The 25,542-nt window shown below is 34.8% G+C and carries 28 protein-coding genes, 2 tRNA genes and 1 pseudogene; 16 read left to right on the plus strand and 15 right to left on the minus strand.

Going from position 1 to position 25,542, the window contains the following annotated elements:
- Positions 1-110: 110 nt before the first annotated feature.
- Complete coding sequence (locus EAG08_RS10680; RefSeq protein ID WP_129535420.1) at positions 111-992, minus strand: cupin-like domain-containing protein; 882 nt, start codon at positions 990-992, stop codon at positions 111-113.
- Positions 993-1,136: 144 nt separating this feature from the next.
- Between EAG08_RS10680 and EAG08_RS10685 the strand changes: the two genes are divergently transcribed.
- The 9 genes from EAG08_RS10685 to EAG08_RS10725 all read left to right on the plus strand — a co-directional run bounded on the left by EAG08_RS10685 (position 1,137) and on the right by EAG08_RS10725 (position 9,382).
- Positions 1,137-1,955, plus strand: coding sequence for a bestrophin family protein (locus EAG08_RS10685; protein WP_262696726.1), 819 nt, complete (start codon positions 1,137-1,139; stop codon positions 1,953-1,955).
- Positions 1,956-2,022: 67 nt separating this feature from the next.
- Positions 2,023-2,553 (plus strand): RNA methyltransferase, encoded by a 531-nt coding sequence (locus EAG08_RS10690; RefSeq protein ID WP_129535422.1) that lies wholly within the window; start codon positions 2,023-2,025, stop codon positions 2,551-2,553.
- Positions 2,554-2,737: 184 nt separating this feature from the next.
- On the plus strand, positions 2,738-3,388 hold the full coding sequence (locus EAG08_RS10695; RefSeq protein ID WP_129535423.1) for a CBS domain-containing protein: 651 nt from the start codon (positions 2,738-2,740) through the stop codon (positions 3,386-3,388).
- A 1-nt stretch (position 3,389) separates the two neighbouring features.
- Positions 3,390-4,256, plus strand: a complete 867-nt coding sequence (locus tag EAG08_RS10700) for an NAD kinase (protein WP_056028055.1) — start codon at positions 3,390-3,392, stop codon at positions 4,254-4,256.
- Between the two features lie 70 nt (positions 4,257-4,326).
- Positions 4,327-5,397: a class II fructose-bisphosphate aldolase gene (gene fbaA / locus EAG08_RS10705; RefSeq protein ID WP_129535424.1), complete on the plus strand. Its 1,071-nt coding sequence runs from the start codon at positions 4,327-4,329 to the stop codon at positions 5,395-5,397.
- A gap of 86 nt (positions 5,398-5,483) precedes the next feature.
- Positions 5,484-6,338, plus strand: coding sequence for an acetyl-CoA carboxylase, carboxyltransferase subunit beta (gene accD / locus EAG08_RS10710; RefSeq protein ID WP_129535425.1), 855 nt, complete (start codon positions 5,484-5,486; stop codon positions 6,336-6,338).
- 54 nt (positions 6,339-6,392) lie between these two features.
- Entirely contained in the window at positions 6,393-6,905 is a 513-nt protein-coding gene (locus EAG08_RS10715) for a DUF6973 domain-containing protein (protein WP_129535426.1), read from the plus strand.
- 96 nt (positions 6,906-7,001) lie between these two features.
- Complete coding sequence (locus EAG08_RS10720; RefSeq protein ID WP_129535427.1) at positions 7,002-8,405, plus strand: nucleoside recognition domain-containing protein; 1,404 nt, start codon at positions 7,002-7,004, stop codon at positions 8,403-8,405.
- A 587-nt stretch (positions 8,406-8,992) separates the two neighbouring features.
- Positions 8,993-9,382: a hypothetical protein gene (locus tag EAG08_RS10725; RefSeq protein WP_129535428.1), complete on the plus strand. Its 390-nt coding sequence runs from the start codon at positions 8,993-8,995 to the stop codon at positions 9,380-9,382.
- A gap of 19 nt (positions 9,383-9,401) precedes the next feature.
- Here EAG08_RS10725 and EAG08_RS10730 read toward each other — a convergent pair whose 3' ends face one another.
- The 4 genes from EAG08_RS10730 to EAG08_RS10745 all read right to left on the minus strand — a co-directional run bounded on the left by EAG08_RS10730 (position 9,402) and on the right by EAG08_RS10745 (position 12,030).
- Complete coding sequence (locus EAG08_RS10730) at positions 9,402-10,283, minus strand: ferric siderophore ABC transporter substrate-binding protein (RefSeq protein ID WP_129535429.1); 882 nt, start codon at positions 10,281-10,283, stop codon at positions 9,402-9,404.
- 6 nt (positions 10,284-10,289) lie between these two features.
- On the minus strand, positions 10,290-10,685 hold the full coding sequence (locus EAG08_RS10735) for an ExbD/TolR family protein (protein WP_129535430.1): 396 nt from the start codon (positions 10,683-10,685) through the stop codon (positions 10,290-10,292).
- A 9-nt stretch (positions 10,686-10,694) separates the two neighbouring features.
- Positions 10,695-11,399: a MotA/TolQ/ExbB proton channel family protein gene (locus EAG08_RS10740; RefSeq protein ID WP_129535431.1), complete on the minus strand. Its 705-nt coding sequence runs from the start codon at positions 11,397-11,399 to the stop codon at positions 10,695-10,697.
- Positions 11,400-11,568: 169 nt separating this feature from the next.
- The gene (locus tag EAG08_RS10745) at positions 11,569-12,030 is read right to left on the minus strand and encodes a hypothetical protein (protein WP_129535432.1); all 462 of its coding nucleotides are present in this window, start codon (positions 12,028-12,030) and stop codon (positions 11,569-11,571) included.
- Positions 12,031-12,196: 166 nt separating this feature from the next.
- Between EAG08_RS10745 and EAG08_RS10750 the strand changes: the two genes are divergently transcribed.
- From EAG08_RS10750 to EAG08_RS10760, 3 genes are read left to right on the plus strand one after another with little or no spacing between them, the layout of a single operon-like run.
- The gene (locus EAG08_RS10750; protein WP_129535433.1) at positions 12,197-13,993 is read left to right on the plus strand and encodes a DUF885 domain-containing protein; all 1,797 of its coding nucleotides are present in this window, start codon (positions 12,197-12,199) and stop codon (positions 13,991-13,993) included.
- Positions 13,994-13,997: 4 nt separating this feature from the next.
- Positions 13,998-14,546 carry a hypothetical protein gene (locus tag EAG08_RS10755; RefSeq protein WP_129535434.1) on the plus strand — a complete coding sequence of 183 codons (549 nt, stop codon included), beginning with the start codon at positions 13,998-14,000 and terminating at the stop codon, positions 14,544-14,546.
- A gap of 5 nt (positions 14,547-14,551) precedes the next feature.
- Positions 14,552-15,001: a DinB family protein gene (locus tag EAG08_RS10760; protein ID WP_129535435.1), complete on the plus strand. Its 450-nt coding sequence runs from the start codon at positions 14,552-14,554 to the stop codon at positions 14,999-15,001.
- 98 nt (positions 15,002-15,099) lie between these two features.
- Here the strand turns inward: EAG08_RS10760 and EAG08_RS10765 are convergent, their stop codons facing one another.
- Positions 15,100-15,720, minus strand: coding sequence for an endonuclease III domain-containing protein (locus EAG08_RS10765; RefSeq protein ID WP_129535436.1), 621 nt, complete (start codon positions 15,718-15,720; stop codon positions 15,100-15,102).
- Positions 15,721-15,753: 33 nt separating this feature from the next.
- On the opposite strand from EAG08_RS10765, the gene bcp reads away from it, so the two are divergent.
- A complete protein-coding gene (gene bcp / locus EAG08_RS10770; RefSeq protein ID WP_129535437.1) occupies positions 15,754-16,203 on the plus strand; it encodes a thioredoxin-dependent thiol peroxidase in 450 nt (149 codons plus the stop codon).
- Between the two features lie 86 nt (positions 16,204-16,289).
- Here the strand turns inward: bcp and EAG08_RS10775 are convergent, their stop codons facing one another.
- From EAG08_RS10775 to EAG08_RS10795, 5 genes are read right to left on the minus strand one after another with little or no spacing between them, the layout of a single operon-like run.
- Positions 16,290-16,829, minus strand: a complete 540-nt coding sequence (locus EAG08_RS10775; RefSeq protein WP_129535438.1) for a GNAT family N-acetyltransferase — start codon at positions 16,827-16,829, stop codon at positions 16,290-16,292.
- A complete protein-coding gene (locus tag EAG08_RS10780) occupies positions 16,792-17,460 on the minus strand; it encodes a hypothetical protein (protein WP_129535439.1) in 669 nt (222 codons plus the stop codon). The genes EAG08_RS10775 and EAG08_RS10780 overlap by 38 nt, the downstream gene beginning before the upstream one ends.
- Positions 17,461-17,493: 33 nt before the next feature.
- The gene (locus EAG08_RS10785; protein ID WP_228446504.1) at positions 17,494-18,573 is read right to left on the minus strand and encodes a mannose-1-phosphate guanylyltransferase; all 1,080 of its coding nucleotides are present in this window, start codon (positions 18,571-18,573) and stop codon (positions 17,494-17,496) included.
- Between the two features lie 2 nt (positions 18,574-18,575).
- Positions 18,576-19,166 (minus strand): SprT-like domain-containing protein, encoded by a 591-nt coding sequence (locus EAG08_RS10790; RefSeq protein ID WP_129535440.1) that lies wholly within the window; start codon positions 19,164-19,166, stop codon positions 18,576-18,578.
- Position 19,167: 1 nt separating this feature from the next.
- Positions 19,168-20,514, minus strand: coding sequence for a TolC family protein (locus EAG08_RS10795; protein ID WP_129535441.1), 1,347 nt, complete (start codon positions 20,512-20,514; stop codon positions 19,168-19,170).
- Between the two features lie 108 nt (positions 20,515-20,622).
- Here EAG08_RS10795 and EAG08_RS10800 point away from each other — a divergent pair.
- The 3 genes and pseudogenes from EAG08_RS10800 to EAG08_RS10810 all read left to right on the plus strand — a co-directional run bounded on the left by EAG08_RS10800 (position 20,623) and on the right by EAG08_RS10810 (position 22,088).
- A pseudogene (locus EAG08_RS10800) lies at positions 20,623-21,866 on the plus strand (bifunctional folylpolyglutamate synthase/dihydrofolate synthase).
- Between the two features lie 39 nt (positions 21,867-21,905).
- A tRNA-Val gene (locus EAG08_RS10805) sits at positions 21,906-21,980 on the plus strand.
- 33 nt (positions 21,981-22,013) lie between these two features.
- Positions 22,014-22,088 (plus strand) — tRNA-Val (locus tag EAG08_RS10810).
- Positions 22,089-22,258: 170 nt separating this feature from the next.
- On the opposite strand, the gene EAG08_RS10815 is transcribed toward EAG08_RS10810, so the two are convergent.
- The 4 genes from EAG08_RS10815 to EAG08_RS10830 form a co-directional block, all read right to left on the minus strand.
- Entirely contained in the window at positions 22,259-23,143 is an 885-nt protein-coding gene (locus tag EAG08_RS10815) for a glycosyltransferase family 2 protein (RefSeq protein WP_129535442.1), read from the minus strand.
- 5 nt (positions 23,144-23,148) lie between these two features.
- Entirely contained in the window at positions 23,149-24,114 is a 966-nt protein-coding gene (locus tag EAG08_RS10820; RefSeq protein ID WP_228446506.1) for a glycosyltransferase family 9 protein, read from the minus strand.
- A gap of 2 nt (positions 24,115-24,116) precedes the next feature.
- Complete coding sequence (locus EAG08_RS10825; RefSeq protein ID WP_129535443.1) at positions 24,117-24,536, minus strand: SufE family protein; 420 nt, start codon at positions 24,534-24,536, stop codon at positions 24,117-24,119.
- A gap of 263 nt (positions 24,537-24,799) precedes the next feature.
- Positions 24,800-25,537: a glycosyltransferase gene (locus EAG08_RS10830; RefSeq protein WP_317126265.1), complete on the minus strand. Its 738-nt coding sequence runs from the start codon at positions 25,535-25,537 to the stop codon at positions 24,800-24,802.
- Positions 25,538-25,542: the final 5 nt, after the last annotated feature.

Raw genomic sequence — 25,542 nt, forward strand, 5'->3', positions numbered from 1 at the left:
TAAATAAGAAGGAGGGAAATGTTGATTTTTAAATCTCCCACAGATTGCACAGATTTTCACGAATGATTGAAAATATTTAATCTGTGAAAATCTGTGCGATCTGCGGGTAATCAAATTTTATTCTTACTCAAATGTTTTTCCAGAGCTTCCGTCGCCTTTTCATAAGCCCATTTCTGTTTGTGATTTACCCATTTTTCTTTAAATAATTTACGCAGAATTTTGTCAGTATATCGCATTATGAAAACATGATACAGCATATTCACAAAAACTTTCGGCTTGTTCGGCAGCGCTCTGAGAGACATTGAAAAACCCGGTTCCAGATATCTGTTGAAATGCCAAAAAGCTCCAGGAATAAACAGCGCATCTCCGTGTTCCATGAAAATCTCGATCCCTTTTGCATATTTTAAAGCTGGGAATTTTTTATAATCAGGGTTTTCGTAGTCAATATCATAAACCGTATGAACCGACAACGGAACTTTATATAAAAACTTTGACTGTTTCTGATCAAACAAAAGAATTCTTTTCTTCCCTTCAAAATGAAAGTGCATAAAATCTCCCAGATCAACATCATAATGCATCAAAACATGAGCATCACTTCCACCGAAAAATAAAGTCGGAAGACGTTTGAAAAATTTAATTCCCAAATCAGGATAGGTGAAATTCTTCAATAATTCAGGAAGACGATCGGTGATAATGTAAAAGAAAATTCTCAGATCCGAAGGTTTAGATTTTATCGTGTCGATGTAATCTTTCATTTTCATTTTTGCAACAGGTGCATCTGAACTTTTTTTGGAGTCTGCAGGCTTGTTGTCATACAACGAAACTTCCTGTTCGCCCGCTTTTTCTTTAATAAAATCGAAATTCCATTTATCGAAAGCTTCCCATCGGCTTGCATAGTTTTTAATCAGAAGAGGTTTTCTCTTCTTGAAATAATTTTCCTGAAAATCTTCCTTACTGATATCATTGACAACATCTACCTTTTCGAGAATCATGAGTTTGTAATTTAATGCGAAATAAAAATAGTGTTTTTTTGAAATTTATAAAAATTTATCTTTGCAACACAGACATTAACCATGAGAGTTTATAACACCAAAAATTTCCTGAAAATACTGGTCAGCTTACATAAAAGCGACACCATGAAAATCCTGTTTCCAACAATGATTTTGATGGCTATCTATTCGTATGGAATTCAGTACCTAGAAGTTGAGTATCTGCATTTGACGGCAAAATCAAAAGTCAGCAATATAGGATTGATTCACTCATTACTGGGATTTGTTTTGTCATTGCTGTTGGTTTTCAGAACCAATACGGCCTATGACAGATGGTGGGAAGGCAGAAAACTTTGGGGAAAACTGGTGAACGATACAAGAAATTTTGCAGTAAAAATCAATGTAATTCTTGGAGACGACAGAAAATCTGCTGATCAGATATCAAGATACCTTAAATATTTCCCGCATTTTTTAGCCAAACATCTTTCGCAGGAATCTACTAGACTCGCTTTAGATGAAGATTATTCTGAAATTGAAAAATCTCTAAAAAATCACGGTCCGACTGATTTGGTCATTCTTTTAACCCACAAATTATATCAGTTAAAAAAAGAAGGAAAAATTTCTGATGTTGAAATGCTTTATCTGGACACCCAATTGACAGGTTTTCTGGATGTTTGTGGCGGTTGTGAGAGAATTAAAAATACACCAATTCCATATTCATACTCTTCATTTATAAAAAAATTCATCATTTTATATGTTGTTGCCTTACCCATAGCTTATGTCATCAACCTCGGATTATTTATGATTCCGCTGACGGTTTTTGTATATTACGTGTTGATGAGTCTGGAATTGATTGCTGAAGAAATTGAAGATCCTTTTAATAATGATGAAAACGACATTCCGATGGAAACAATTGCTCAGAATATTGAGAAAAATGTGCATCAGATTATGGGAGAAAAAAAATAATGAACAAATTAGAATCCGTTCATGATTAAGAATTCGTAAATTGTAAATAAGAAATAAACAAATTATTTTGGTAAATAAATTAAAACTAGAAGAACTCAACAGAATTGATGTAGAAACTTTTAAAAAGGTTGAGAAAATTCCGCTGGTGGTTGTTTTAGATAATATCAGAAGTATGCACAATGTGGGTGCGACTTTCAGAACGGCAGATGCGTTTCTGGTTCAGAAAATTATTTTGTGTGGAATCACGCCGCAACCGCCACACCGTGAAATTCACAAAGCAGCTTTAGGAGCAACAGAAAGCGTGGATTGGCTGCATGAAGCAGATATTAATGTCACGATTAATGATTTAAAAAGTCAGGGGTTTGAGGTTGTAGGAATTGAACAGACGACGAACAGCACGATGATTACTGATTTTAAAATTGACAATTCAAAGAAATACGCAGTGATTTTAGGCAACGAAGTAGAAGGAATCAGTGATGAAGCTTTACAGAATATTGATTCTTTTATTGAAATTCCGCAGCTTGGAACGAAGCATTCTTTAAATGTAAGTGTATGTGGCGGAATTGTAATGTGGGAATTTGCAAAGGCCCTAAAATAAAAAAACTGCGTCTGTCAAAAGACAGTGCAGTTTGAAATAAATCTAATAAAAAGTAAAAATGAAAGGCGACAAAGATAATTTTTTATCTTACACCAACAAAATTTATTTTTGCTTTTTTAAATTTTTCTGAAAATAACGTACTTTTATAACAAACGTTTCGTTTAAAATTTTATAAATTAGCACAATGTTTATCAAGGACTATATCTCAAAAGATTTTCCGTGTTTTCATCTGACTGACTCTATCGAATCAGCTAGAGAAACCCTAGAAGCATTTGGATATACGCATATTTTCATTAAAAAATCACACCATTTTTACGGAGCCATCGCCAAAGACTTTCTTTATGAAGAAGAAGGAACTTTGAAAAATCTCGAACATCAGATCGAGCGCTTCGCCATTTTGGAGGATAATAATATCATGGACAGCATCCGGTTGTTTTATACATTCAATGCCAACGTGATCCCGGTGATCAATAAAAACGAGAAATATCTGGGATACATCTGTTGTGATGATGTTTTCCAAACTTTTTCAAAATACCCTCTGTTTTCGGAAAGCGGCGCAACTCTAACCATAGAAACTCCGGCAAGAAAATATTCAATGACCGAAATTGCAAACATCGTTGAGAGCAACAACTCGAAGTTCTACGGCGGATTTATCAGTTTCATGTCAGACGAATTTATTCACATCACCATTAAAATCAGCAACGAAAATTTAGCTTCAATTGATGCTACTTTTGACCGTTATGATTACAGAATTGTTGAAAAATATTATTCTGATGAGAAAACAGATCTTTTCAAAGACCGTTTAGGTTTTTTACAAAAATTTATCGAAATATAATATGAAGGCAGCCATATATTCTCAGAAAAAAGATCTTGATACTTTTTTATATTTAAGCAAATTTATTTCTGAACTGGAAAGCAGAGGCGTAAAATCTGTTTTGTTTGACGAGATGGCTGAAGCGCTTCAATTTTCAAAAATATTTGAGACTTTTGGCAACAAGCAGGATCTAATCGACAGAGAAATTGATCTTTTCTTCACCTTTGGTGGCGACGGAACGATTGTTAATTCATTGACGTTCATTGAAGACCTTGAAATCCCTGTCGTTGGTGTAAACACGGGAAGACTTGGATTTTTGGCAAGCTTTACCAAAGAAGAAGCCTTCAAAGAATTAGACTCTATTTTGAAAGGTGATGTTAAAACCAGCCGAAGATCAGTGATCGAAGTTGTTTCTCCAAAATCTGACGAATTTTTTCCATATGCTTTAAATGATGTCACGATTTCCAGAAAAGAAACGACATCAATGGTAACGGTGGATTCTTACATCAACAATGAATTTCTTAATGTTTTCTGGGGTGACGGTGTGATTGTTTCTACACCGACAGGTTCTACGGCTTACTCGTTAAGTTGTGGCGGACCGATCATTTCTCCTAATAACGAAAACTTTGTCATCACTCCAATTGCGCCGCACAATTTAAATGTAAGACCTTTGGTTGTGAATGATAAGGTTGAAATTAAATTTAAAGTAGAAAGCAGGGTTCCACAATATTCTCTTTCATTAGATTCAAGATTAATTCATATTGAAACTGATAAGGAAATTGTAATCAGAAAAGCAAGTTTCCAGCTATTATTGGTGCAGCCGAACAATTTAAGTTTCTATGAAACCATTCGCCAAAAGCTACTTTGGGGACGAGATAAAAGAAATTAGTAATTTCTCAAAATTGATTATCTTTACAAGAATTTTCAAAAAACATCCTAATATAATAATAAAGTAAAACATGAGCAGAATTTTCCCGGCAGGAGTTGCCACAGGTCAGTTAGTTACAGATATTTTTCAGTATGCTAAAGAAAACAAATTTGCATTGCCTGCAGTGAACGTAATCGGTTCTAGCAACGTCAACGCAGTAATGGAAACTGCAGCAAAACTAAACTCACCTGTCATCATTCAGTTTTCTAACGGTGGAGCATCTTTCAACGCTGGAAAAGGACTTAGCAATGATGCTCAGAAATCAGCTATTTTAGGTGGCATCGCAGGAGCTAGACATATCCATACCCTTGCTGAGGCTTACGGAGCGACAGTAATTTTACATACCGATCACGCTGCAAAAAAATTATTGCCTTGGATCGATGGCTTGATGGAAGCTAACGAAGAATTTTTCAAACAAACCGGAAAATCTCTTTACTCTTCTCACATGCTTGATCTTTCTGAAGAATCTTTAGAAGAAAACCTTGAGATTTCTGCTGAATATTTCGAAAGAATGGCAAAAATGCAGATGACTTTAGAAGTTGAAATTGGAGTAACGGGAGGTGAAGAAGATGGTGTTGACAATTCTGACATTGACAACTCAAAATTATATACTCAGCCTGAAGATGTAGCTTACACATACGAAAAACTGAAAGCAATTTCTGACAACTTCACCATTGCAGCAGCTTTTGGAAACGTACACGGAGTTTACAAATCAGGAAACGTAGTTTTGACTCCGAAAATCTTAGATAACTCTCAGAAATTTGTTCAGGAGAAATTCGGAACTGCTGATAAGCCGATCAATTTCGTATTCCACGGTGGTTCAGGTTCTACTTTAGAAGAGATCAGAGAAGCAATTGATTACGGGGTAATTAAAATGAATATTGATACCGATCTTCAGTTTGCTTACACAGAAGGAATCAGAGATTACATGGTAGAAAATGTAGAATATCTGAAAACTCAAATCGGAAATCCTGACGGAGAAGAAAAGCCTAATAAAAAATTCTATGACCCAAGAGTTTGGGTAAGAAAAGGTGAAGAAACTTTCTCTAAAAGATTGGTAAGAGCATTTGAAGATTTAAATAACGTAAATACGCTTAAATAAATTATAATTGATAAAAGATGAGCGATAAGTGATTTTTAAACGCTTTCCTCATCTTTTATCATTTATTATACATCAATTATATAGTTATGGCATTCGACTGGTTTAAAAGAAAAGCACAAAATATTACCACTTCTACTGATGACAAAAAAGACGTACCAAAAGGTCTTTGGCATCAGACTCCGTCAGGAAAAGTTGTGGAACACGATGAACTAAAGAAAAACAATTATGTTTCTCCTGAAGACGGATTTCATGTAAGAATAGGAAGTGCTGAGTTTTTCAGTATTCTTTTTGACGAAGGAAAATTCACTGAGCTCGATGCGAATGTTGAAAGTATTGACATGCTTCAATTTAAAGATACTAAATCATACACAGACCGTCTGAAAGAAGTGAAAGCCAAAACAAAACTTACGGATTCTATCAGAAACGGAGTTGGAACTGTAAACGGAACTGAAATGGTGGTTTCTTGTATGGATTTTGCTTTCATCGGAGGATCTTTAGGTTCTGTAATGGGTGAAAAAATCAGAAGAGCTATTGATTACTGTATCGAAAAAAGACTTCCGTACATGATCATTTGTCAGTCTGGAGGTGCGAGAATGCAGGAAGCAACGTATTCTTTAATGCAATTGGCAAAAGTGCAGTCAAAACTAGCTCAACTTTCAGAAGCAGGCCTTTTATACATTGCTTATCTTTGTGACCCAACTTTCGGTGGAATTACCGCATCTTTTGCAATGACCGCAGACATCATCATGGCTGAACCAAAAGCATTGATCGGATTTGCAGGACCAAGAGTTATCCGTGAAACCATCGGTAGAGATTTACCGGAAGGTTTCCAGACATCAGAATTCTTGCAGGAAAAAGGTTTTGTGGATTTCATTGTAAAAAGAACTGAAATCAAAGAAGTAGTTTCTAAAACAGTGAATTTATTAGCCGCAAAAGCTTAAAATTTAAACTAAAAATTATACAATCTCTCTCTATTCGGGAGAGATTTTTATTTTATGAGGACTTTTAAAGTAATTTTCAACACAATCAGAAGCATGAGTTTTAAGAAAATTCTTAAGCTCTTATCTGCTATTTTACCTCATCCCCTATTTTCAATTTTGAGTTTTTATGCAACGGTAAAAGCTTTTTCTATTGCACAAAAATTATATCCCAAAACAGCATCTAACAATGGCGAGGGAAATGCTTTCAGACACTCGCTTTGGTGTTGCCTGATCATGATGTATTGCAGCAAAATTTCTTCGCCAGAAAAAGCGTTGGATTTTTGCAAGAAAATTACAGATTTGCATGAAGAATTATTTCCAAATCAACCTTTAGAAACCAAAATGGATCTCCACAACAATAAAATCGGTATGGATTATTTCATGGAACTTTTACCTGGAATTCACCGTCAGTTTTTTGAGAAAAATTTCTTTATTGAAGAATTAAAAAAGAAAACTGCAAACGCGAAGATTTTGAAAAATCTGGATGATGATTTTGCGGGAGAATTAGTTTATTTGGATGAAAAATAATTTTCTGTCTCTCATCCTGATAATACATTTTACAAACTTTGTGACTTTTGCAGTTTAAAATATTTTTAACTAAGTTTAAACAATTAATTTAATCAAATGGTTCTCAGCAGAATTTGGTCGGCCTTCATTATCATCGCCATCGCCATTGCCAGTATAAAATACATTTCGTCTAGCCACTACAAAACCATTTTCAATGATATGGTTGTAGGAAAAGGTGGCGACACAGTACAAGTGGCAACACAAAACATCAGTGCCCTTTCTCCTATTGTAAGAGACAGTCTGATGAAGAAAAATGATTTTGCAGACAGCAGAATTCATTATAAAACCGATTCTCTGAAACAGAACGTTCAGGTTTACCGTGTACAGGAAGCAGATGGTGTCATCGGAACTTCCGAAACTGCTGTTAAAATATGTTTAGGTTTAATTGGAATTATGGCTTTATTTATGGGATTCATGAGTATTGCCGAAAAAGCCGGTGGAATTAATCTTTTAAGCCGTTTAATACAGCCTTTTTTCTCAAAATTATTTCCCGAAATTCCAAAAAACCATCCAGCGTTTGGGCATATGCTGATGAATTTCAGCGCCAACCTTTTAGGTTTAGACAATGCGGCAACGCCATTTGGTTTAAAAGCAATGGAAAGTTTACAGACTTTAAATCCAAATAAAGATACGGCAAGCAATTCTCAGATTATGTTTCTCTGCCTTCACGCAGGAGGAATGACGTTGATTCCCGTTTCTATCATTGCTTTGAGGGCTTCTGCTGGTTCAAAAAACCCTACAGACATATTTCTTTATTGCATGATCGCAACCTTTGCGGCGACTTTAGCGGCTATGATCATTGTTTCAATTTATCAGAAAATAAATCTGTTGCAGCCTGTACTTTTGGCCTACGTCGGTGGGATTTCTTTGTTGGTTGGACTTCTTGTTTATTACCTCACAGGACTTAGCAAAGAAAATTTAGATATTTTCAGTCAGGTTTTAAGTAATGGGCTGATCCTTTTTATCTTCTTAGCCATTGTGCTCGGGGCTCTTTATAAAAAAATTAATGTTTTTGAAGCATTCGTTGACGGAGCAAAAGAAGGCTTTACGACGAGTGTGAAAATCATTCCTTATCTTGTTGGAATGTTGATTGCCATTTCACTTTTAAGAACTTCAGGAGTTTTTGAAGTGATTATCGACGGTATGAAGTGGTTGGTTAACGCAGCTAACTTAGACGCAAGATTTGTTGACGGACTTCCGACCGCTTTAATCAAACCTCTTTCGGGTTCCGGAGCAAGAGGAATGATGATGGATACTATGGCAACTTTCGGTGCAGATAGTTTTCAGGGGAAATTGGCAGCTGTTCTTCAGGGAAGCTCAGATACGACGTTTTATGTGATTGCGGTTTATTTTGGAGCAGTAGCCGTGAAGAATACAAGATATACGGTAATTGCTATGCTTTTGGCTGATTTGGTGGGCGTAATTACTGCAATTGGATTGGCGTATTTGTTTTTTGCTTAACTGTCACTTGTAACTAATATTAAGAAAGAATTTTTTTAAAGTTGAAAAATATAAAATTGGGATTTTTCTTAAAATCCTTAACCCTATGCGAAATAGCTTTTCTTAGTTTAATTATATTATCAGAAACTATTATCTATTATTTTAAGTTTAATGATATTTATTCAGAAGCTACTAACATTATAGGTTCAATAGTCTTAGTAGTTCTATGGTGGATTCCACTCTCATCTCCATTATCAGATAGATTTAGGAATGTATATTTCTCCTTAATTTGGATCTCAATTTGTATATATTGGATCATAATTAAGGAAGATTTAATAACTTCAATTTTGCCACTATTCACTTATGTTTTCACACAAATCACTCGGTTGATATTTAAATGGATTTATAAAAAAGAATTTATTCCGCTACTTGTCTATAGACAAGCTTTTCATAGGTATAGTCAGATAGAAAACAGAAAATCCACTCAAAAAGATTTTATCTTTTCTATGCTTATTTTCATTATTGGTAGCATTCTTTCTATAGCATTTTTTATAGATAATAAATACTAATATTTTAAATAAAATTTTTAATAATTAAAAATAAAAAATATGATACACGATAAAGACTACATTCTTCGCATTGTAAAACAATTCTCTGAATTTCTTACTAAAAGAATTTTAGGTGAAAATGAAGAAAAAATTTCCGATCAGCAAAGAATTTTCGACACCAATATGAACGACACTTTTAAGATGAGTTTTGATGAACTTTCTTCAAAATCTGCCGAAGAAATTACACAATCAATTCATGAAAAAGAAAGTAATCACCATATTCCGTATTTTGAACTTTTAGGTCATCTTTTTTATGCGAAAGCAAAAGAAACTTACAACAAGGATTTTTCAGAAAAAGCCATCGTCTTTTACCAATTATATCTTCAGACCAGCGGAATATTCTCCCTTCCCATTATCAATAGAATCAACGAAATAAAAAAAGGCACTTGAATAAAGTGCTTTTGTATTTTTAGAATGTAATGCTGTAGCTTCCGGTGGAAGAAACGCTAGCTTTCTCAGCCTTTACATATTTTTTAACCCAACTTACGGAAGTTGAAACTACACAAGGATCTGAAACTCCACCTGATCTTCTCGCTGACGAAACATTCCCGGCTTTATCAACGATGTAAGAAATCGTGATTGAGCCACTTGCAGAGCAACTGTGACTCGGTTGAGCACCGCCTCTTCCCATTGTTCCGGGAATATAGCCTACTAATCTTCTGTCGATTCCCACTTTGCTGTCACCGTTTCCGTCACCGCCTAAAGGATCGCCGTTGTTACCGATTCCGTCGCCTGTTCCCTGGCTTCCGGCTTTTGTGCCACGACCTTTGATTAAATTCCCGATTGCTGCGGTTCCTTTTCCATCACCATTTCCTGCTTTTGAATTGGCGGTTGTGGCAGAGCTTTTAGCTTTGGTTTTTGTCGTAGAAGTTGCTATTGATTTTTTATTTGTTTTTGAATCTTCCTTTTTTGGAACTGCAACTTTAGAATTAGTACCAGTAATGATTTTATCTTTTACCTCGGTTTTCTTAGCTTCAGGTTTTGGATCTGGAGTAATGACAGTTTTCGGTTCAGAAACCACATTTTCTACCGGTTCAGGTGCGTTTTCTTCAGTCTTAGCTGCCAAACTTCCTTCCTGATTGGCTGGTTCGTCAATTCCTGCTCCGTTTCTGTTATCTCCAAAATTGACAAGCATCGTAGTGACTAATTCCGTTTCTTTTGGTCGCTCTGTAGGTTTCATTTTATAGATAAAAACGAACAACAGAATGGCAGACCAAATAAGAACAGATAGTCCTGCACTCTTCAGTTTGTCTCTTTTTTCTTCTTCTCTATTTATCGTGTAACCTCTCATTTTGATTTATTCTTTTACCGTTGCAATGGCAATATTCAATTTATGCTTTTCTGCAATTTCCATTAAAAAAACCACATCTTTATGCATGGTACTTTCGTCTGCTCTTATCGTAAATGACTTTGCAGATTTACTTTGAAGGTCAGACACAATCGTTTGCTCTACCAATTCTCTCGCAACAGGTTTGTCATCCACATAATATGAACCATCTGGCTTTACGCTTACCGTCATCGGATTCGGAATATTATCTTCCACACTTCCTGTTTGAGGAAGTTTCACATCAATCGCACTTTGATTAGCTGCCGAAGAGGTGATCATAAAAAAGATCAGCATCAGCAAAATAACGTCGGTCATCGCCGCTAAGCTGAATTCCGGATGTGCTTTATTTCTTCTTTGAATTTTCATACTTGAATATTACAAAGGTTTATTAATTAAATCTAAAAATTCTCCCGAAACATTTTGTGTTCTCAAAACGAATTTATCAATTCTTGTCAGCAAGATATTGTAGAAAAAGTTTGCCGGAATTGCCACCGCCAAACCAACAGCTGTTTGTCCTAATGCTGTATAAATACCTTCAGATAATGTTTTTGGAGAAAAAGCTCCTTCAGCATGCGACAAATCAAAGAAAGCAATGATCATCCCGATAACCGTTCCCAAAAGTCCTAACATCGGCGCAATACTCGGCACAACTGCCAAAAGATTCAGGTTTTTTTCCATGTTGGCCACCTCGATTTGAGCCTGAGATTCCATCGCACTTACAATATCTGAAACCGGTCTTCCCAATCTTGAAATTCCTTTTTCTAAAATTCTGGATTCTGGAGAGTTTTGTGTTTTGCAATAATCTGCTGCTGCCTCAATTTTCCCATCTCTGATGAAGTCTTCAATGTTATTCATGAAGTTTGAATCTGTCTTTGTCGTCATTCTTCTGATGTAGAAAAATCTTTCAAAGAAAAGATACACTGAGAAAACACCCAGCGCCAAAACAATTGCCATTACTATTTTAGCAAAAGCACCACCATGAAACAAGATGTCCCAAAATGAAAATTCAAGTTTTTCAACAGGCACTGCAGGTACAGCGACCTGTGCAAATAAAATCTGAGTAAGTTCCGTTAACAGCATCAATTAGTTTATTTATAATGGTTTGAACGACAAAAATAAAGGAATATTATCAATACTTATCTTAAAATAAGCTTAAAATATGAGTTTAAAATAAATATCCCGCCTAAAAACAGCAAATTTCTTTCCAAAAATATTTGAAAAGAAATTTATAGTGAATATTGGGTAACGATTAGTCTTCGTCTACGATGATTTCATCTGGAGTAAACTCGCATTTAAGCCTAAAAGGAAGTGGATTATCAGATCCTGTGTAGAAATCGTCGATGTTTCCTTTCCAAGTTACCTGAAGCTCGCCTTCTTCATTTTTATCAAACACAAGTTCGTTATCATAAATGAAAGCTTCTTCATCATCAAACAAATCTACTTCGGTAAATATTTCATCTTCAGAATCGTTGATGGCAAATGTTTTTCCTTCGATCTCAGAAGAATCTATTGGAAATTCAATTATTTCCAAAGAAAGCTGAGGAAAATTGTATTGTAAAGAATCATCCTCTACATGATCGAGCCCGTCGTCCGTAATGATTTCTACTTCTAGAAAATGTTCTTGATTACTATAAACAGCCTTGCAGTAAGTGCTTTTTATATTGTACTTCAATGTTTCGTCCGGATGGTAAATTTTTAAAATCCCTTTCATTATTTCTTAAAAAGAACTGTAATAGTATGATAGTTAAACGCTTTAGGCAAAGATAAAAATTGTATGAATGTTTAAAATATTTTCAAAATTATTTTTTTATAAATAACGATTCTTCAAATCTGTTTTGAGCTAATATTCTTTATTTTTGTGTTTTAAAGATTTCATAATGAAAAACATCGTATCAAAAGCTGTATTGGGATTAGGTTTAATAGTAAGTCTTGCTTCTTGCAGAAAGACAGATTCGCCTCTAACGAAAATTACCCCAACTAATCTGGATTCTATTGCTGCAAACTATTACGAGCAGTATTTAAAATTATATCCTTTGGAAGCCACTTCACAGGGAGATTTGAGATATAATGACCAATTGCCAATTAACATTGACAAAGATTTTATTTCGGGTGAAATTGCTTTTTACCATTCTGTACAAACTCAGCTTGAAAACGTTGATTATAAAGCCCTTTCAGGTGAAGACAAAGTAGTTTATGATGTTTTGGATTATTCTTTAAAAGATAAAATCGAAGCCTACGCTTATCATCCGGAATATATTCCTTTCACTCAGTTTGGGGGACTTCCGTTGAATTTTCCTTTGTATGGAAGCGGACAAGGAAGCCAGCCTTTTAATACTGAAAAAGATTATGAAGACTGGTTAAAAAGAATGGAGAAATTCCCGGAATGGATGAATGCTGCCACAGAAAACTTCCGTGAAGGAATGACCAATAAAATTGTTCTTCCGAGAAAGCTGGTTCTGAAAATGATCCCGCAGATGAAAGCGGAAGAAATCATCACATCTGATTTTGATAAAAACATTTTCTCCGGACCAATAAAGAATTTCCCTAAAAATTTCACTGCTGAACAGAAAGAAAAATTTACTAAACTTTACGAAGATGCAGTGGCCAAAAACATCATCCCTGTGTATATAAAAATGGGGGAATTTTTAGAGAAAGAATACTTGCCTAAATCCAGAGAAACAGATGGTTACAATAGCCTTCCTAAAGGAGAAAACATCTACAAATATTATGTGAAAAGCTGGACAACTACCAACAAAACACCTGAGGAAATCAACAAAATCGGACAACAACAAGTCGCCATGCTTCGTGCAGAAATGGAAAAAGTAAAACAGCAGGTTGGCTTTACCGGAACCCTTGAAGAGTTCATCTCTTCAGTGACAACAGACCCGAAAGCGATGCCTTACAAAACCTCGAAAGAAGTTTTAGATGGTTTTAATGGGATCTTAGCGAAGATCACTCCGAAGTTGAAAACGATGTTTAGCGTAACCCCAAAAACAAAATTTGAAATCAGACAGACCGAAAAATTCAGAGAAGCCAGTGCGAGTGCAGAATATATTCAGGGAACTCCGGATGGAAAAAGACCGGGAATTTTCTACATGCCACTTCCCGACCCTTCAAAATTCAACGTTACTTCTGGAATGGAATCACTTTTCTTACATGAAGCCATTCCGGGACACCATTATCAGGTTTCTCTACAGCAGGAAAACACGAAACTTCCAAAGTTTATGAGATTCGGCTGGTTCGGAGCTTATGGCGAAGGCTGGGCTCATTATTGTGAAACGTTAGGTCCTGAATTTGGATTGTACACTGATCCTTACCAAAAAATGGGGTATCTGAGCGACCAAATGTTGAGAGCCGTTCGTTTGGTTGTCGACACCGGAATTCACACCGGAAAAATGACGAGAGAAGAGGCAATCACTTATTTTCTGAGCAACATTGCTTACGACGAAGCTGGCGCAACTGCAGAAGTAGAAAGATATATGGCAATGCCTGGACAGGCTTTGGGCTACAAAATCGGTTCATTGAGAATTCGTGAATTGAGAGAACAATATCAAAAGCAGCTCGGAAATAAATTTAATCTTGCAAAATTCCATGATGAACTTTTAAGCCAAGGTTGTCTTCCGCTGGATGTTTTGAATAGGAAAATGGAGCTTTGGGCGAAGAAGCAGAAATAATTTAATGAAAAACAGTTTAATCTTGCTTGCTTTAACAATGATAATCAGCTGTAAAACTGATGAAAAGAAGTCTTACGACAAGTTTATTATTGATAAAAATCTCATTAATAACGATACTATTAAACGTCTTGCAAAGATTTCTGAATTAAAATTATTTAGAAGCGAAGTTGTCGAAAGCAAAACCAGAACTGCATATATCGTTCAAACTGTTAGTGGATATAATTTAGCAACGAAATTTGACAATTATAAAGCGAATGCTACCATTGAAAATGACACGCTTAATATTTCGCTAAATAACAGCAATAAGTATTTTGGCAATGGCGTCCTAATCAAAGTTTTTGACGGTCAGTTTTTCGTTAAAGATGTTGATCCAAAAACATTAAAGGGTGAGGATAAGTTTTTGTCTGCAAAACCTATTCTTCAAAAATTAGTACTAAATAATGATCGGTTTAGCAAAAATGATAGTATTTACGGAGCTATTTATTATCACGCAACCGTTGAAAATCATATTAACAAAGAATTCAAGGGCTATTTTAGAACTAAAATTAAATAAGCAAAATGATAACAGAATCTTTAAAATCACTTTACACAAGAGATTTAAATAAATTAAAAACAGAAATTGAATCTTACCAAAACGAAGAAGCACTTTGGAAAATTGATAAAAACATTTTAAATTCCGCAGGAAATCTTTGCCTTCACTTGGTTGGAAATCTTAATCATTTTATCGGAGCTATTTTGGGGAATTCTGGTTATATAAGAAATAGGGAGCTTGAATTTTCATTAAAAAATATTCCAAGAACCGAATTGATTCTGCAAATTGAAAAAACTATTGAGGTTATACATTCTTCGCTTGATCAATTATCAGAGGACGATTTGAAAAAAGAATATTCTTTTGAAGCTTTAGGCTATCCAATGACAACAGAATATTTTCTGATTCATTTGTTTGGACATTTGAGTTATCATTTGGGGCAGATCAATTATCACAGAAGATTGTTGGATGCCAAGTAGTTTTTAAATTTTTTTATTCTAAAGCCACCCCGTCAAAAATTCTTTGAATTTTAGCTACCCCTCCAAGGGAGGGGAATTTTGTGACTGCTAAAATTTTATTATTTCTCGAACATCATTTTTGTAATGAAATCTTTCTCACCCTTTCCTCTTGCGGGAGAATACTCTCTTCCGTAAAAAATAATCTGAAGATGTAGTTTATTCCAGACTGCTTCTTTCCAAAGGTTTTTAGCATCCTTTTCAGTTTCTACAACGTTTTTTCCAGAAGTCAACTTCCATTGTGTCATTAATCTGTGAATGTGCGTATCGACTGGAAAAGCAGGAAATCCGAAACCTTGGCTCATCACGACAGAAGCAGTTTTGTGACCCACTCCGGGAAGTGCTTCAAGCTCTTCATAGGTTTGTGGCACTACTCCATTATGTCTTTCCAAAAGGAGTTCAGCCATTCTTTTCAGGTTTTTAGCTTTCGTATTGGAAAGTCCGATTTCTTTGATGAGCTCTTTAATTTGAAATTCCTCCAGCTTTGCCATTCTTTGCGGTGTTCCTGCTACAGCAAAAAGTTCTGGTGTCACCTGATTCACTTTTTTATCGGTAGTCTGCGCAGAAAGTGCTACCGCAACCATTAAAGTAAACGGATCTGAGTGCTCCAAAGGAATGGGAACGGTCGGATATAATTTCTCTAATTCTATCTGAACAAGCTCTGCTCTTTGCTTTTTTGTCATGTAACCATTAAATTTGAACAAAAATAAATCATTATGCTGAAAGTAGGAGATAAATTACCCAATTTTGAAGGAATCAATCAAGATGGAGAAACCGTAAATTCGGAAAAATTAATTGGAAAGAAATTGGTTATTTTCTTTTATCCACAAGCCAATACTCCGACATGTACAGTAGAAGCGTGTAACCTCAGCGATAATTATTCATTATTAGAAAAAGCTGAGTTTCAACTTTTGGGTATTAGTGGAGATTCGGTAAAAAAGCAAAAGAACTTTCATAACAAATTTGCCTTTCCTTATGATCTAATTGCAGATGAAAACCGTGATATTATAGAGAAATTCGGGGTCTGGCAGGAAAAGAAGACGTTCGGAAAAACCTATATGGGAATTGTAAGAACCACTTTTATTTTTGATGAAAAAGGAATTTGCACACGAGTAATTGAAAAAGTGACTTCTAAAACTGCGGCTGAACAAATCCTGGAGAATTAATTTAAACACAAATTGCGCAAATGTTTTCACGGATGACACAAATTTTTAATGTTATTCGTGAAAACATTTGTGAATCTCGTGCCTAGTTATTCCGTTTCATAATACATCAACTCTTCATCTTCATTGGGAAGTGTGACGTATTTCTGAAATTTCAATCCTAATCTTTCGATTAATTTTTGAGAAGAAAAGTTGTCTTTTGATGTAATGGCTGAAATTTTATCTAAGCCAAAATCATCCATGCCAATCGATTTTACTTTTTGTGCGGCTTCAAACATATATCCTTTGCCTTCAAATCTTTCCAAAACAGAAAAGCCAATATCAACGATATCTAAACCTTCCCTTTCAAAGATTCCCACTCCACCGATTTTGATATTTCCTTCTTTTAATTCAATTAAATAATTCCCAAATCCCAATTTTTCAAACTGCGGAAGAAATTTAGCTTTAATATAATTTTCGGCATCAGTAAGAGAATGTATGTTACGGTTGCCAATGAACTTAATAAAGTTAGGCATATTATAAAGCTCCAAAATAAGATCTGCATCGTCCAAAGACATCGGACGAATGATCAATCTTTCGGTTTCGTAAACTTTATTTCCGTTTTTTGACAGGCTTTTTCTTTGGCTCATCTTTAGGTTCTTCTTTCTTTTCGATTTTTAACAATCGTGGATTATTGGTGCAATTTTTTTTGTAAAGTTCGATGTAGGTACCATTGTCTTTCACATTTGAAACGATACCGGTCGACTTATTTACTGTAAGAGTAAAATGATTTTTCTGATAAGGGCACTCTTTAGAGGTTACTTTTCCTAAATCAAGATAATAATTGTCTTTATCTTCATAATAATTAGCGGCAACGTCTACAAACTGCTCGTCAATCATATAACCGTCAAGAACGGCAGATAAAGCTGCTTCATCAGCATTATCGATTTTTCCTAAAAAATCTTTTAAATCTTTAATTTCTGTGATGTAATTCAATTTCCCCACACTGGAATACACGATGTAGTAAAAACTATCTTCTGCCGGACTCAAATTAAAACCTGAAAACTGAGGCACATAATCTTTCTTTGTACCCGAAATTCTCACTTCTCGATTCTTACCATAACTGTTATGGATCAACGTCCAAAAATCAATTTTATCGTTAGGGATAACCCGAGCTAAAACTCCTTCAACACTCGAGAATTTCTTCTTAGTTTGTGAAAATACTGTAATTCCTAAGAATAGAAAAACAGAAAGGAAAATGCGGTTTTGATATCTTACCATAGCTGAGATTGCGGCAGAAACTGTGCCATTGCTTTACATATATTTTTCACCTTTTTTAAGGCTTTTTAAATCTAAAACATAGTCTTTGATCTGCTGATCGTGTTCTCTTGGGCAAATCAATAAAACTTTGTCTGTATCTACAACGATAAAATCCTTTAATCCGTCTATAACGACCGCTTTATTATTTTTCACATGAATAATATTGCCCGTAGAATCGTAAGTAAGGGCAGTTTTGATGTTCACTGCATTATCGTTTTCGTCTCTTTCGCTGTTTTCAAAAACTGAAGTCCATGTTCCGAGATCACTCCAACCCAAATCTGCAGGAATAACATATACGTTTTTTGCTTTTTCTAAAATCCCGTTATCAATGGATATTTTTTGAATTTTAGGATAAATAAGCTCAATACAGCTTTCCTCGGCTTCAGCATTATATTCACACGCGGTGAACTGTTGAGTCATTTCCGGAAGAAACATTTCAAACGCCTTGTGGATAGAATTTACATTCCAGATAAAAATACCAGCATTCCAAAGGAAATCACCACTTTCCAGAAAGCTTTTAGCTATTTCCAGCATTGGTTTTTCTGTGAAAGTTTTAACTTTATAATAATCAGAATCTTTCTTTTCAACAAACTGAATATAGCCATAACCGGTATCTGGTCTTGTGGGTGTAATACCCAAAGTCACCAAATAATCGTGTGTGGAAGCAATGTTAAATGCCAACTCTACCTTTTCTAAAAACGTTTCTTCTTTTAAGATTAAATGGTCTGCAGGAAGCACTATCATCGTCGCATCAGGATTAACCTCTGCGATTTTGTTGGCCATGTAAAGATTACAGGCGGCAGTGTTTTTCATCAAAGGTTCACCAACAACATTTTCTGCAGGAATCTCCGGCAACTGCTGATGAGAAAGATGTACATATTCTTTATTCGTAATCACAAATATATTCTCATTAGGAATCACCTTACTTATTCTGTCGTAAGTCTGCTGAATCATGGTACGACCCGTTCCTAAAATATCCTGAAATTGTTTTGGGAATTTCTGTGTGCTCAGAGGCCAGAATCTACTACCGATTCCTCCCGCCATAATCACACAGTATTTATCTGATTTTGACATATTTAACTGCATTTTTTCACTCTCGCCAAAGGTTTGAAAGAGTACTTCCTTCCTGTAGCCAGATTAAGACAAAGATAGTTTTTTTTAATCAGACCCTCCAATAAATACTTTTGATCCCGATAAATGAAATGTTCACCTTTCGTAATTTGCTCTATATAAATTTCATCATCATCTTGGTTTTCAATGTGAAAATACTTCACCAAATCTGGGCTTGCCATGAAATTGGCCTTTGGTGATTTCGAAAATTTAAGAATAATCGGTTTTAAATCATCTTCGTACACTTCCAGACTTTCCAAAAGCATGATTCTGAAAGTATGCTTCCATTCATTTCCGTGAGGAGAAATTCTTCTTCCGAATTTTTCGAAGGCAATTAAATGAGCCAATTCGTGAGTCAGTACGAAGAAAAAAAGCTGCGGCTGCAATGTTGAATTGATCGTTATTTCATGAGAAAGATCACGAAGTTTACGGTAATCTCCAAGCTTAGAATTTCTATTTCTTGTAATTTTAATATGAATAGAATAATCAGAAAACCAATTCCTTAAATGATTTAGAGTGTTTTGAGGTAAATATTTTTCTAAAGACTGAATAGACATTTTACAAACTTAATGGAATTCCTGCATAGAAATTCAATAATTTAAGACTGAAAAGATAATTATATTTTGCTTGTTCTACCGAACCCTGAGCGTTTGCGTAGTTGTTTCTGGCAACATTTAAATCATAAATTGTTGTACGACCTGCCGCATAGCTTTTATCTGCAAATTCCATTGCCAGTTTGGTGCTTTTTTCTGCTTCAACAGATGCTAAATATACTTCATAGTTAGCATCAACATCAAATTGTGCCTTTTGTACGTTTTGTTTTACCGTTTGTTTTTGTTGGTCTAAAGAATTTTTGGCAATACTTTCATTGATTTTAGACTGCTCTACCTGAAGCTTTGTAATTCCTTTATTGAAAATCGGAATGTTTACCGAAACTCCACCCTGCTGACCAAAATTGTCTTTGTATTGTCTGAAAAAATTTGGCTCTGCGGTAGCATTTCCAAACTGATCTATACCGGAAAAACTAGTATTCAATAAATTATTATAAAAACTTCCAACTCCGATACTTGCAGTCACCGTTGGCCAAAAAGCAGTACGGGTAACTTCAGTCTGAGCCAAGGCAGATTTAATTCTGCTTTCGGCCGCTTTTATTTGTGGCTGACTTTCGTAAGCGGTATTTAGTACATCATCAACAGAAATTAATTGCGGACTCAATTGCTCGCCTATTTCTACGTTTTCAACATCAAAATCTTTATAATCCTGTAATTGTAAAAGCTGAGCCAATGCAAACAAACTTCTACCAACATTGATTTCGGCAGTTTTCAGGTTTTGCTTTTCTCTTGCCCAAGCCGCTTCTGCTTCTGCAACAATTGTTTGAGCTGTTGTACCGACATCTGTGGTTATTTTTGCTCTGTCGAATTGTTTTTTGGCATTTTCAGTCGCACTTTGAGAAATCTTTACGATTTCTTTATTGAGTAAAGTCGTCAAATATTGTTGAGCAATCTGAAGAGAAATATCATTTTTAATGGTTTCAATATCGTACTGACTCGCTTCTACATCAAATTGAGTTTTTCTGACTGTTTTTTCAAGTCTTCCGTTATTGTAAAGTAAAATATCTGCCGAAATGTTTGCATTGTTACTAAACCTGTCGTTTCTGATACTTCCCGTACCTAAAGAAGCCTGCCCGAAACTTACATTGTTTCCTACATTGGCAGAAACCGACGGAAGATAGTTATTCTGAGCAATTTTCAGATTGACATCCTGAATTTGTTTTGAATATTGATTTTGAATAACCTGAAGATTATGCTCCACTGCGTAATCTACACATTCTCTCAAAGACCACTTTTTCTGAGCGCTCAGACCCAGACCAGATAATCCTAAAATAATCATCAAAACTTTTTTCATACGTAGATATTTATTGCTTTTTACCGATTAGACGAAGAGAATTGAAAAAAGTTACAATTTCGAAAAATTATTGTTTCATTTTAATGAAAGTTTTGGGAATTTTGCATCATGACAAACGAAGAATATCAGGAAGCCGTCGAGTGGCTTTTCGTTCAGGCTCCGAATTATCAGATTGATGGGGAGAAAGCTTACAAACCAGGACTTGATAATATTACAAAACTCTGCGATTTTTTTGGCAATCCGCAGGAGAAGATTAAATGCATTCACATTGGTGGCACCAACGGAAAAGGTTCTACAAGCAATATGCTGGCCTCTGTTTTTCAAGAATCAGGCTACAATATTGGTTTGTACAATTCACCTCATCTGATTGATTTCACAGAAAGAATCAAAATAAATGGAGAAAACTGTGATAAAGAGTTTGTTTTTCATTTTATCCAAAAGCTTAAAACACTGCCAGAAGATATCATACCTTCTTTTTTGAATTTACAACCATTATGGCATTTGAATATTTTTATCAGAAAAAAGTTGACTTTGCCATTATAGAAGTCGGTTTGGGTGGAAGATTAGACTCTACCAATATCATTAAACCATTAGTTTCTGCAATCACAAATGTTCAGCTTGATCATCAGAATATTTTAGGAAATACCATTGAAGAAATTGCTTTTGAAAAAGCAGGAATTATTAAGACAGATGTTCCGGTGATTTTTGGTGACGATAATGAAGTAGTTAGAAATATTATTAAAATTAAAGCTGAAAAAGAAAACACCCATTTCGTTGACGCTACTCTATTAAAAACAAATTTAAAATCAGATCTAAAAGGAAACTACCAAGAGAAGAACATTCGGGTTGTTTTAGCCTTGATTGAAGAGCTTAGAAAATTAGATGTAAAAATTTCTGACGAAAATCTAGAAAAAGGATTACTAAACGTCCATCAGAACACTGGATTCATCGGCCGCTGGTTTGAATTTTCACAAAATCCTTTGACGATTTGTGACACTGGACACAATCAGGCCGGTCTGGAATATGTTTTTTCTCAATTAAATTCCATCCCGAAACATAAACATATCGTTTTAGGTTTCGTGAATGACAAGAAAATTGATGATGTTATGACGATACTTCCTGAAAATTCTGCGTTCTATTTTGCAAAACCAGCGATAAATAGAGGTCGCGACCCTAAAGAATATGAAGATTTATTACTTCAAGCAAAAATAATTTATAAAATTTTTGACTCTGTACAAGAAGCCTATCTTTCTGCAAAACAACAAGCTACAGACGAAGATTTGATTTTTATTGGCGGGAGCAACTTTGTAGTCGGAGAATTTTTAGAAAAAAACTTGACTGATATGAAATAAGTATGTATATTTGCACCACTCAAAACGAGAAATCGTCTAGGGCTCTTAGCTCAGTTGGTTCAGAGCATCTGGTTTACACCCAGAGGGTCGGGGGTTCGAATCCCTCAGGGCCCACAAAGGTTTACTGAAACCTTTCAAAAAAATTCAGGGCTCTTAGCTCAGTTGGTTCAGAGCATCTGGTTTACACCCAGAGGGTCGGGGGTTCGAATCCCTCAGGGCCCACAAAAACTCTCAGATTATTCTGAGAGTTTTTTATTTCATAGTTATTCATGAGGATTTACAAAGATTTTAAAAATTTGTGAGAATTCTTGAAAAGGCTGATTATTAGGTCTTTTTGAGATTTTGAGGCATACTTTTAGGCATTCATAATTTACTACTAGAAAGAGCAAACATTATCTCATCTTTCGTAAAAGTAATCCTAACTTAAAAAAATCAAGACTTCTTAAATTGGGTTTATTTGAAAGAAGATTTTTAATCATTTTCTTTTCTAAAATACTATAGAAAAATAGAAACAAGGTGCTTAGATTGTTTTTTTTCAGCTTTTGAGCTATGAAAAATACTTTAATGTCTTTTATGTAGATAAGGTTTTCAGAATTTTGAGAAAGTTGATACAATGAATCTATTGCGGTTTTCGTTTTGTCCAAAAAAACATCATTGGCGGTTTCATCAATATGAATGACAGGATTATTAATTGCTGAAAACCTTACTTTCGCAAGTTCCATCTTTTTTGCAAAAACGTAATCTTCATATCCGTAGTGGATCAACTCTTCATGAAATGGAAACTTTCTAAAAACCTCTTTTTTAATGACAAAATTGACCGTTTTGAAAACCGAAAAATCTGTCGATTTATTTTCAGGAAAAATTTCTCTTTCAGCTGAATATTTATTTCGCAAACTTTGGGAGTACAGTGGGGAAATTTTGAAATTGCCATAAATGACCTCTACTCGATTATCCTGATTAATCTCACTTAAATAATTAGAGATAAAATCACTACGTTCAATTTTAGCATCACAATCTAAAAAAAGCAAATAATCACCTTCAGCATATTGTAAAAAAAGATTACGAATTTTCGATCTACCGATATTCTTTTCAAGTAAAACAAAACTCTTTACTTCGTTTTGAAGTTCTTTATTAATTGTTTTGAATTTTTCATCAGAAGCATCATCAATCAAAATAATTTCTGCGTCTATAAGATTCTCTTTGATTTCTTTTTTCAGGTCGAAAACGAGTTCCCGAACATCAAAATTATAGACCGGAATACATACAGAAAGCTTCATTAAACTTAAATTTTATTAATGATTTGCTGTACACTTATTTCCTCTAGGCAAGCCCAATCTCCACGATAACATTCTTTATCGCCAAAAACAGAACAAGGCCTGCAGGTAAGATCATTAATTTGAATAACATCATCCTCACTTTGCCCGAACCCTAAAAACCCTGCATAAGGATGTGTAGAACCCCAAATAGAAACGCAACGAGTTCCTACAACACTCGCTAAATGCATATTAGCTGAGTCCATCGAAATCATTACTTCAAGTTGAGAAATTCTATTCAGTTCTTCAGAGAGACTAAGTTTTCCGGCTAAACTTTGAGTATTTGGAATTTGTTTTTCCCAGCTTTCGAGAGTTTCAGTTTCCTTTTTACCACCACCGAAAAAGTAAATCACATGCTTTTCTGCTAAAATTTTCACAAGTTCGAAAGATTTTTCCAGCGGCAACATTTTACCTTTATGTTGGGCAAAAGGCGCAAAACCAATTCCCGATTTCTGATTAGATTTTGGTCTTAATTGGTGCGAGAGTTGAACCTTAAAACCCATATCACGAAAAACATCTGCATAACGTTCTACTGTTCTTTTCAGTTGGATTTTATCTAAATTCCAAACATCCGTCAGGGCTTCCTTTTCCTCTTTACCTTTGTTGATTTTGAAAACTTTTAAACCTTTGCGAACATAAATTTTATCTAAAATTTTCGTGCGGATAACATCGTGTAAATCAGCAATATAATCAGGCTGATATTGTTTAAGCAATTCTTTACCTAATCGTCTGATTCCTAAAAAACCTTTATAATCATCAAGGTCAATTCCGTGAAAGATAACATTCGGAATATCAGTGAATAAGCTCTCAAAATTATTTCTTGAAACCATCACAATTTCAACATCAGGATTTTGCTCAAGAAACTCACAGAAAACAGGCACTGTCATAGCGACATCACCAAAAGCGGAAAAACGATATGCTAAAATTCTCGTCACAACTAAGATTTCAGTTGGTATGCGACTGCGTAAAATTTGATTTGCTTGGTCATTGCCATCAATCCGTTGGCTCTGGAAGGGGATAAAAATTCCTGTAATCCGATTTCGGAAATAAATTCAAAATCAGAATCAAGGATTTCCTGAGTAGAGTGACCACTATAAATACTTACCAATAAAGAAACGATTCCTTTTGGAAGAATTCCGTCAGAATCTGCGTTGAAAAATAGTTTTCCATCTTTGAATTCAGCGTCAATCCACACTTTGCTTTGACACCCTTTAATGAGGTTATCATCTGTTTTCTGTTCTTCCGGAAGACCTTTCAATTCTTTACCCAAATCTATGATGTACTCATATTTCTGCTCCCAGTCTTCAAGAAAAGCAAATTCGTCAATAAGTTCCTGCTGATTTTCTTTAATGGTCATTTCTACTTTCTTTTTGCAAAGATAACCAATTTTAAAAAGATAATTTAGGTCAGATTTAAACTGAAAAAACTGTTACTTGTTATTTAAAGATTTTTTAACGCAAGGTTAGACAAATACTTTTTGAAAGGTTTGGAAATATTTTAAGATAAACAAAGCCGCTTCGCTTATTTTCGAAATACAAGTTTTAAGGTGTCCTTTTTTTAGAATTGCAAGTAAAATTTTAATTAGTAGTTTTAAATTTAGAACGATTGAATTGTTTAAAATTAAAGAGATGCTTTTTCAAAAACTCCTAGTAATTTAATCTCTTCATTTTCCCAGCAAAGAATTCCGGAGGCTTTTTCTAATTCAGATTGATAGTTTTTTCTTCCTTTATTTAAAATTAAATTGATTGCTTTAGCGATATTTTCAGGCTCGTGATTTTCGATAATCTCACCAACATCAAATTGATTTTTAATATTTAGCATTTCTGGAAGTGGGGATAAAATTAAAGGAACTCTTGCCTGAATGCAGTCTAACACTTTATTAGGAAGTGAAAACTCATAACTCTCTCCACCATTTTCTTCGATGCTCATTCCTACGTCGGCAGTTAACGTGATTTTTCTTAAATCTTCCGGAAGCAATTTTCCTAAAAACTGAACTTTAGCCTGAAGGTTTTTTTTGATAACTAAATCTTCGTATTCTCTTTTCTTTGGACCATCGCCGGCAATTTTAAAAATAACATTGTCAACATGATGCATTGCCAAAATGGCTTTATCAATTCCACGAAAAGGGTTGATTGCACCTTGATACAAAAGTATTTTCGGGTAATTTTCAGGAATTACTATTGAAAAATCAATTTTTCTAGGCGCATTTTGAACGATAATTGGCTTAATTCCGTATTTATTCTCAAACCATTTTCCGTAACTTCCGCTTGCGGTAATCATGAATTTAAGATTAGGAACTATTTTATTTTGCAGATAACGCCATATTTTTTGAGACATTTGTCCCTGAATTGCAGGCATTTCCG

It is taken from the genome of Chryseobacterium sp. 3008163, from assembly GCF_003669035.1.
Taxonomy (GTDB): Bacteria; Bacteroidota; Bacteroidia; order Flavobacteriales; family Weeksellaceae; genus Chryseobacterium.

Bases quoted from the DNA above. Each gene is read 5' to 3' on its own strand.
- EAG08_RS10680 (WP_129535420.1), bottom strand. From the start codon at position 992: ATGATTCTCGAAAAGGTAGATGTTGTCAATGATATCAGTAAGGAAGAT.
- EAG08_RS10685 (WP_262696726.1), top strand. From the start codon at position 1,137: ATGAAAATCCTGTTTCCAACAATGATTTTGATGGCTATCTATTCGTAT.
- EAG08_RS10695 (WP_129535423.1), top strand. From the start codon at position 2,738: ATGTTTATCAAGGACTATATCTCAAAAGATTTTCCGTGTTTTCATCTG.
- EAG08_RS10700 (WP_056028055.1), top strand. From the start codon at position 3,390: ATGAAGGCAGCCATATATTCTCAGAAAAAAGATCTTGATACTTTTTTA.
- fbaA (WP_129535424.1), top strand. From the start codon at position 4,327: ATGAGCAGAATTTTCCCGGCAGGAGTTGCCACAGGTCAGTTAGTTACA.
- accD (WP_129535425.1), top strand. From the start codon at position 5,484: ATGGCATTCGACTGGTTTAAAAGAAAAGCACAAAATATTACCACTTCT.
- EAG08_RS10715 (WP_129535426.1), top strand. From the start codon at position 6,393: ATGAGGACTTTTAAAGTAATTTTCAACACAATCAGAAGCATGAGTTTT.
- EAG08_RS10720 (WP_129535427.1), top strand. From the start codon at position 7,002: ATGGTTCTCAGCAGAATTTGGTCGGCCTTCATTATCATCGCCATCGCC.
- EAG08_RS10725 (WP_129535428.1), top strand. From the start codon at position 8,993: ATGATACACGATAAAGACTACATTCTTCGCATTGTAAAACAATTCTCT.
- EAG08_RS10730 (WP_129535429.1), bottom strand. From the start codon at position 10,283: ATGAGAGGTTACACGATAAATAGAGAAGAAGAAAAAAGAGACAAACTG.
- EAG08_RS10735 (WP_129535430.1), bottom strand. From the start codon at position 10,685: ATGAAAATTCAAAGAAGAAATAAAGCACATCCGGAATTCAGCTTAGCG.
- EAG08_RS10740 (WP_129535431.1), bottom strand. From the start codon at position 11,399: ATGCTGTTAACGGAACTTACTCAGATTTTATTTGCACAGGTCGCTGTA.
- EAG08_RS10745 (WP_129535432.1), bottom strand. From the start codon at position 12,030: ATGAAAGGGATTTTAAAAATTTACCATCCGGACGAAACATTGAAGTAC.
- EAG08_RS10750 (WP_129535433.1), top strand. From the start codon at position 12,197: ATGAAAAACATCGTATCAAAAGCTGTATTGGGATTAGGTTTAATAGTA.
- EAG08_RS10755 (WP_129535434.1), top strand. From the start codon at position 13,998: ATGAAAAACAGTTTAATCTTGCTTGCTTTAACAATGATAATCAGCTGT.
- EAG08_RS10760 (WP_129535435.1), top strand. From the start codon at position 14,552: ATGATAACAGAATCTTTAAAATCACTTTACACAAGAGATTTAAATAAA.
- EAG08_RS10765 (WP_129535436.1), bottom strand. From the start codon at position 15,720: ATGACAAAAAAGCAAAGAGCAGAGCTTGTTCAGATAGAATTAGAGAAA.
- bcp (WP_129535437.1), top strand. From the start codon at position 15,754: ATGCTGAAAGTAGGAGATAAATTACCCAATTTTGAAGGAATCAATCAA.
- EAG08_RS10775 (WP_129535438.1), bottom strand. From the start codon at position 16,829: ATGAGCCAAAGAAAAAGCCTGTCAAAAAACGGAAATAAAGTTTACGAA.
- EAG08_RS10780 (WP_129535439.1), bottom strand. From the start codon at position 17,460: ATGGTAAGATATCAAAACCGCATTTTCCTTTCTGTTTTTCTATTCTTA.
- EAG08_RS10785 (WP_228446504.1), bottom strand. From the start codon at position 18,573: ATGTCAAAATCAGATAAATACTGTGTGATTATGGCGGGAGGAATCGGT.
- EAG08_RS10790 (WP_129535440.1), bottom strand. From the start codon at position 19,166: ATGTCTATTCAGTCTTTAGAAAAATATTTACCTCAAAACACTCTAAAT.
- EAG08_RS10795 (WP_129535441.1), bottom strand. From the start codon at position 20,514: ATGAAAAAAGTTTTGATGATTATTTTAGGATTATCTGGTCTGGGTCTG.
- EAG08_RS10815 (WP_129535442.1), bottom strand. From the start codon at position 23,143: ATGAAGCTTTCTGTATGTATTCCGGTCTATAATTTTGATGTTCGGGAA.
- EAG08_RS10825 (WP_129535443.1), bottom strand. From the start codon at position 24,536: ATGACCATTAAAGAAAATCAGCAGGAACTTATTGACGAATTTGCTTTT.
- EAG08_RS10830 (WP_317126265.1), bottom strand. From the start codon at position 25,537: ATGCCTGCAATTCAGGGACAAATGTCTCAAAAAATATGGCGTTATCTG.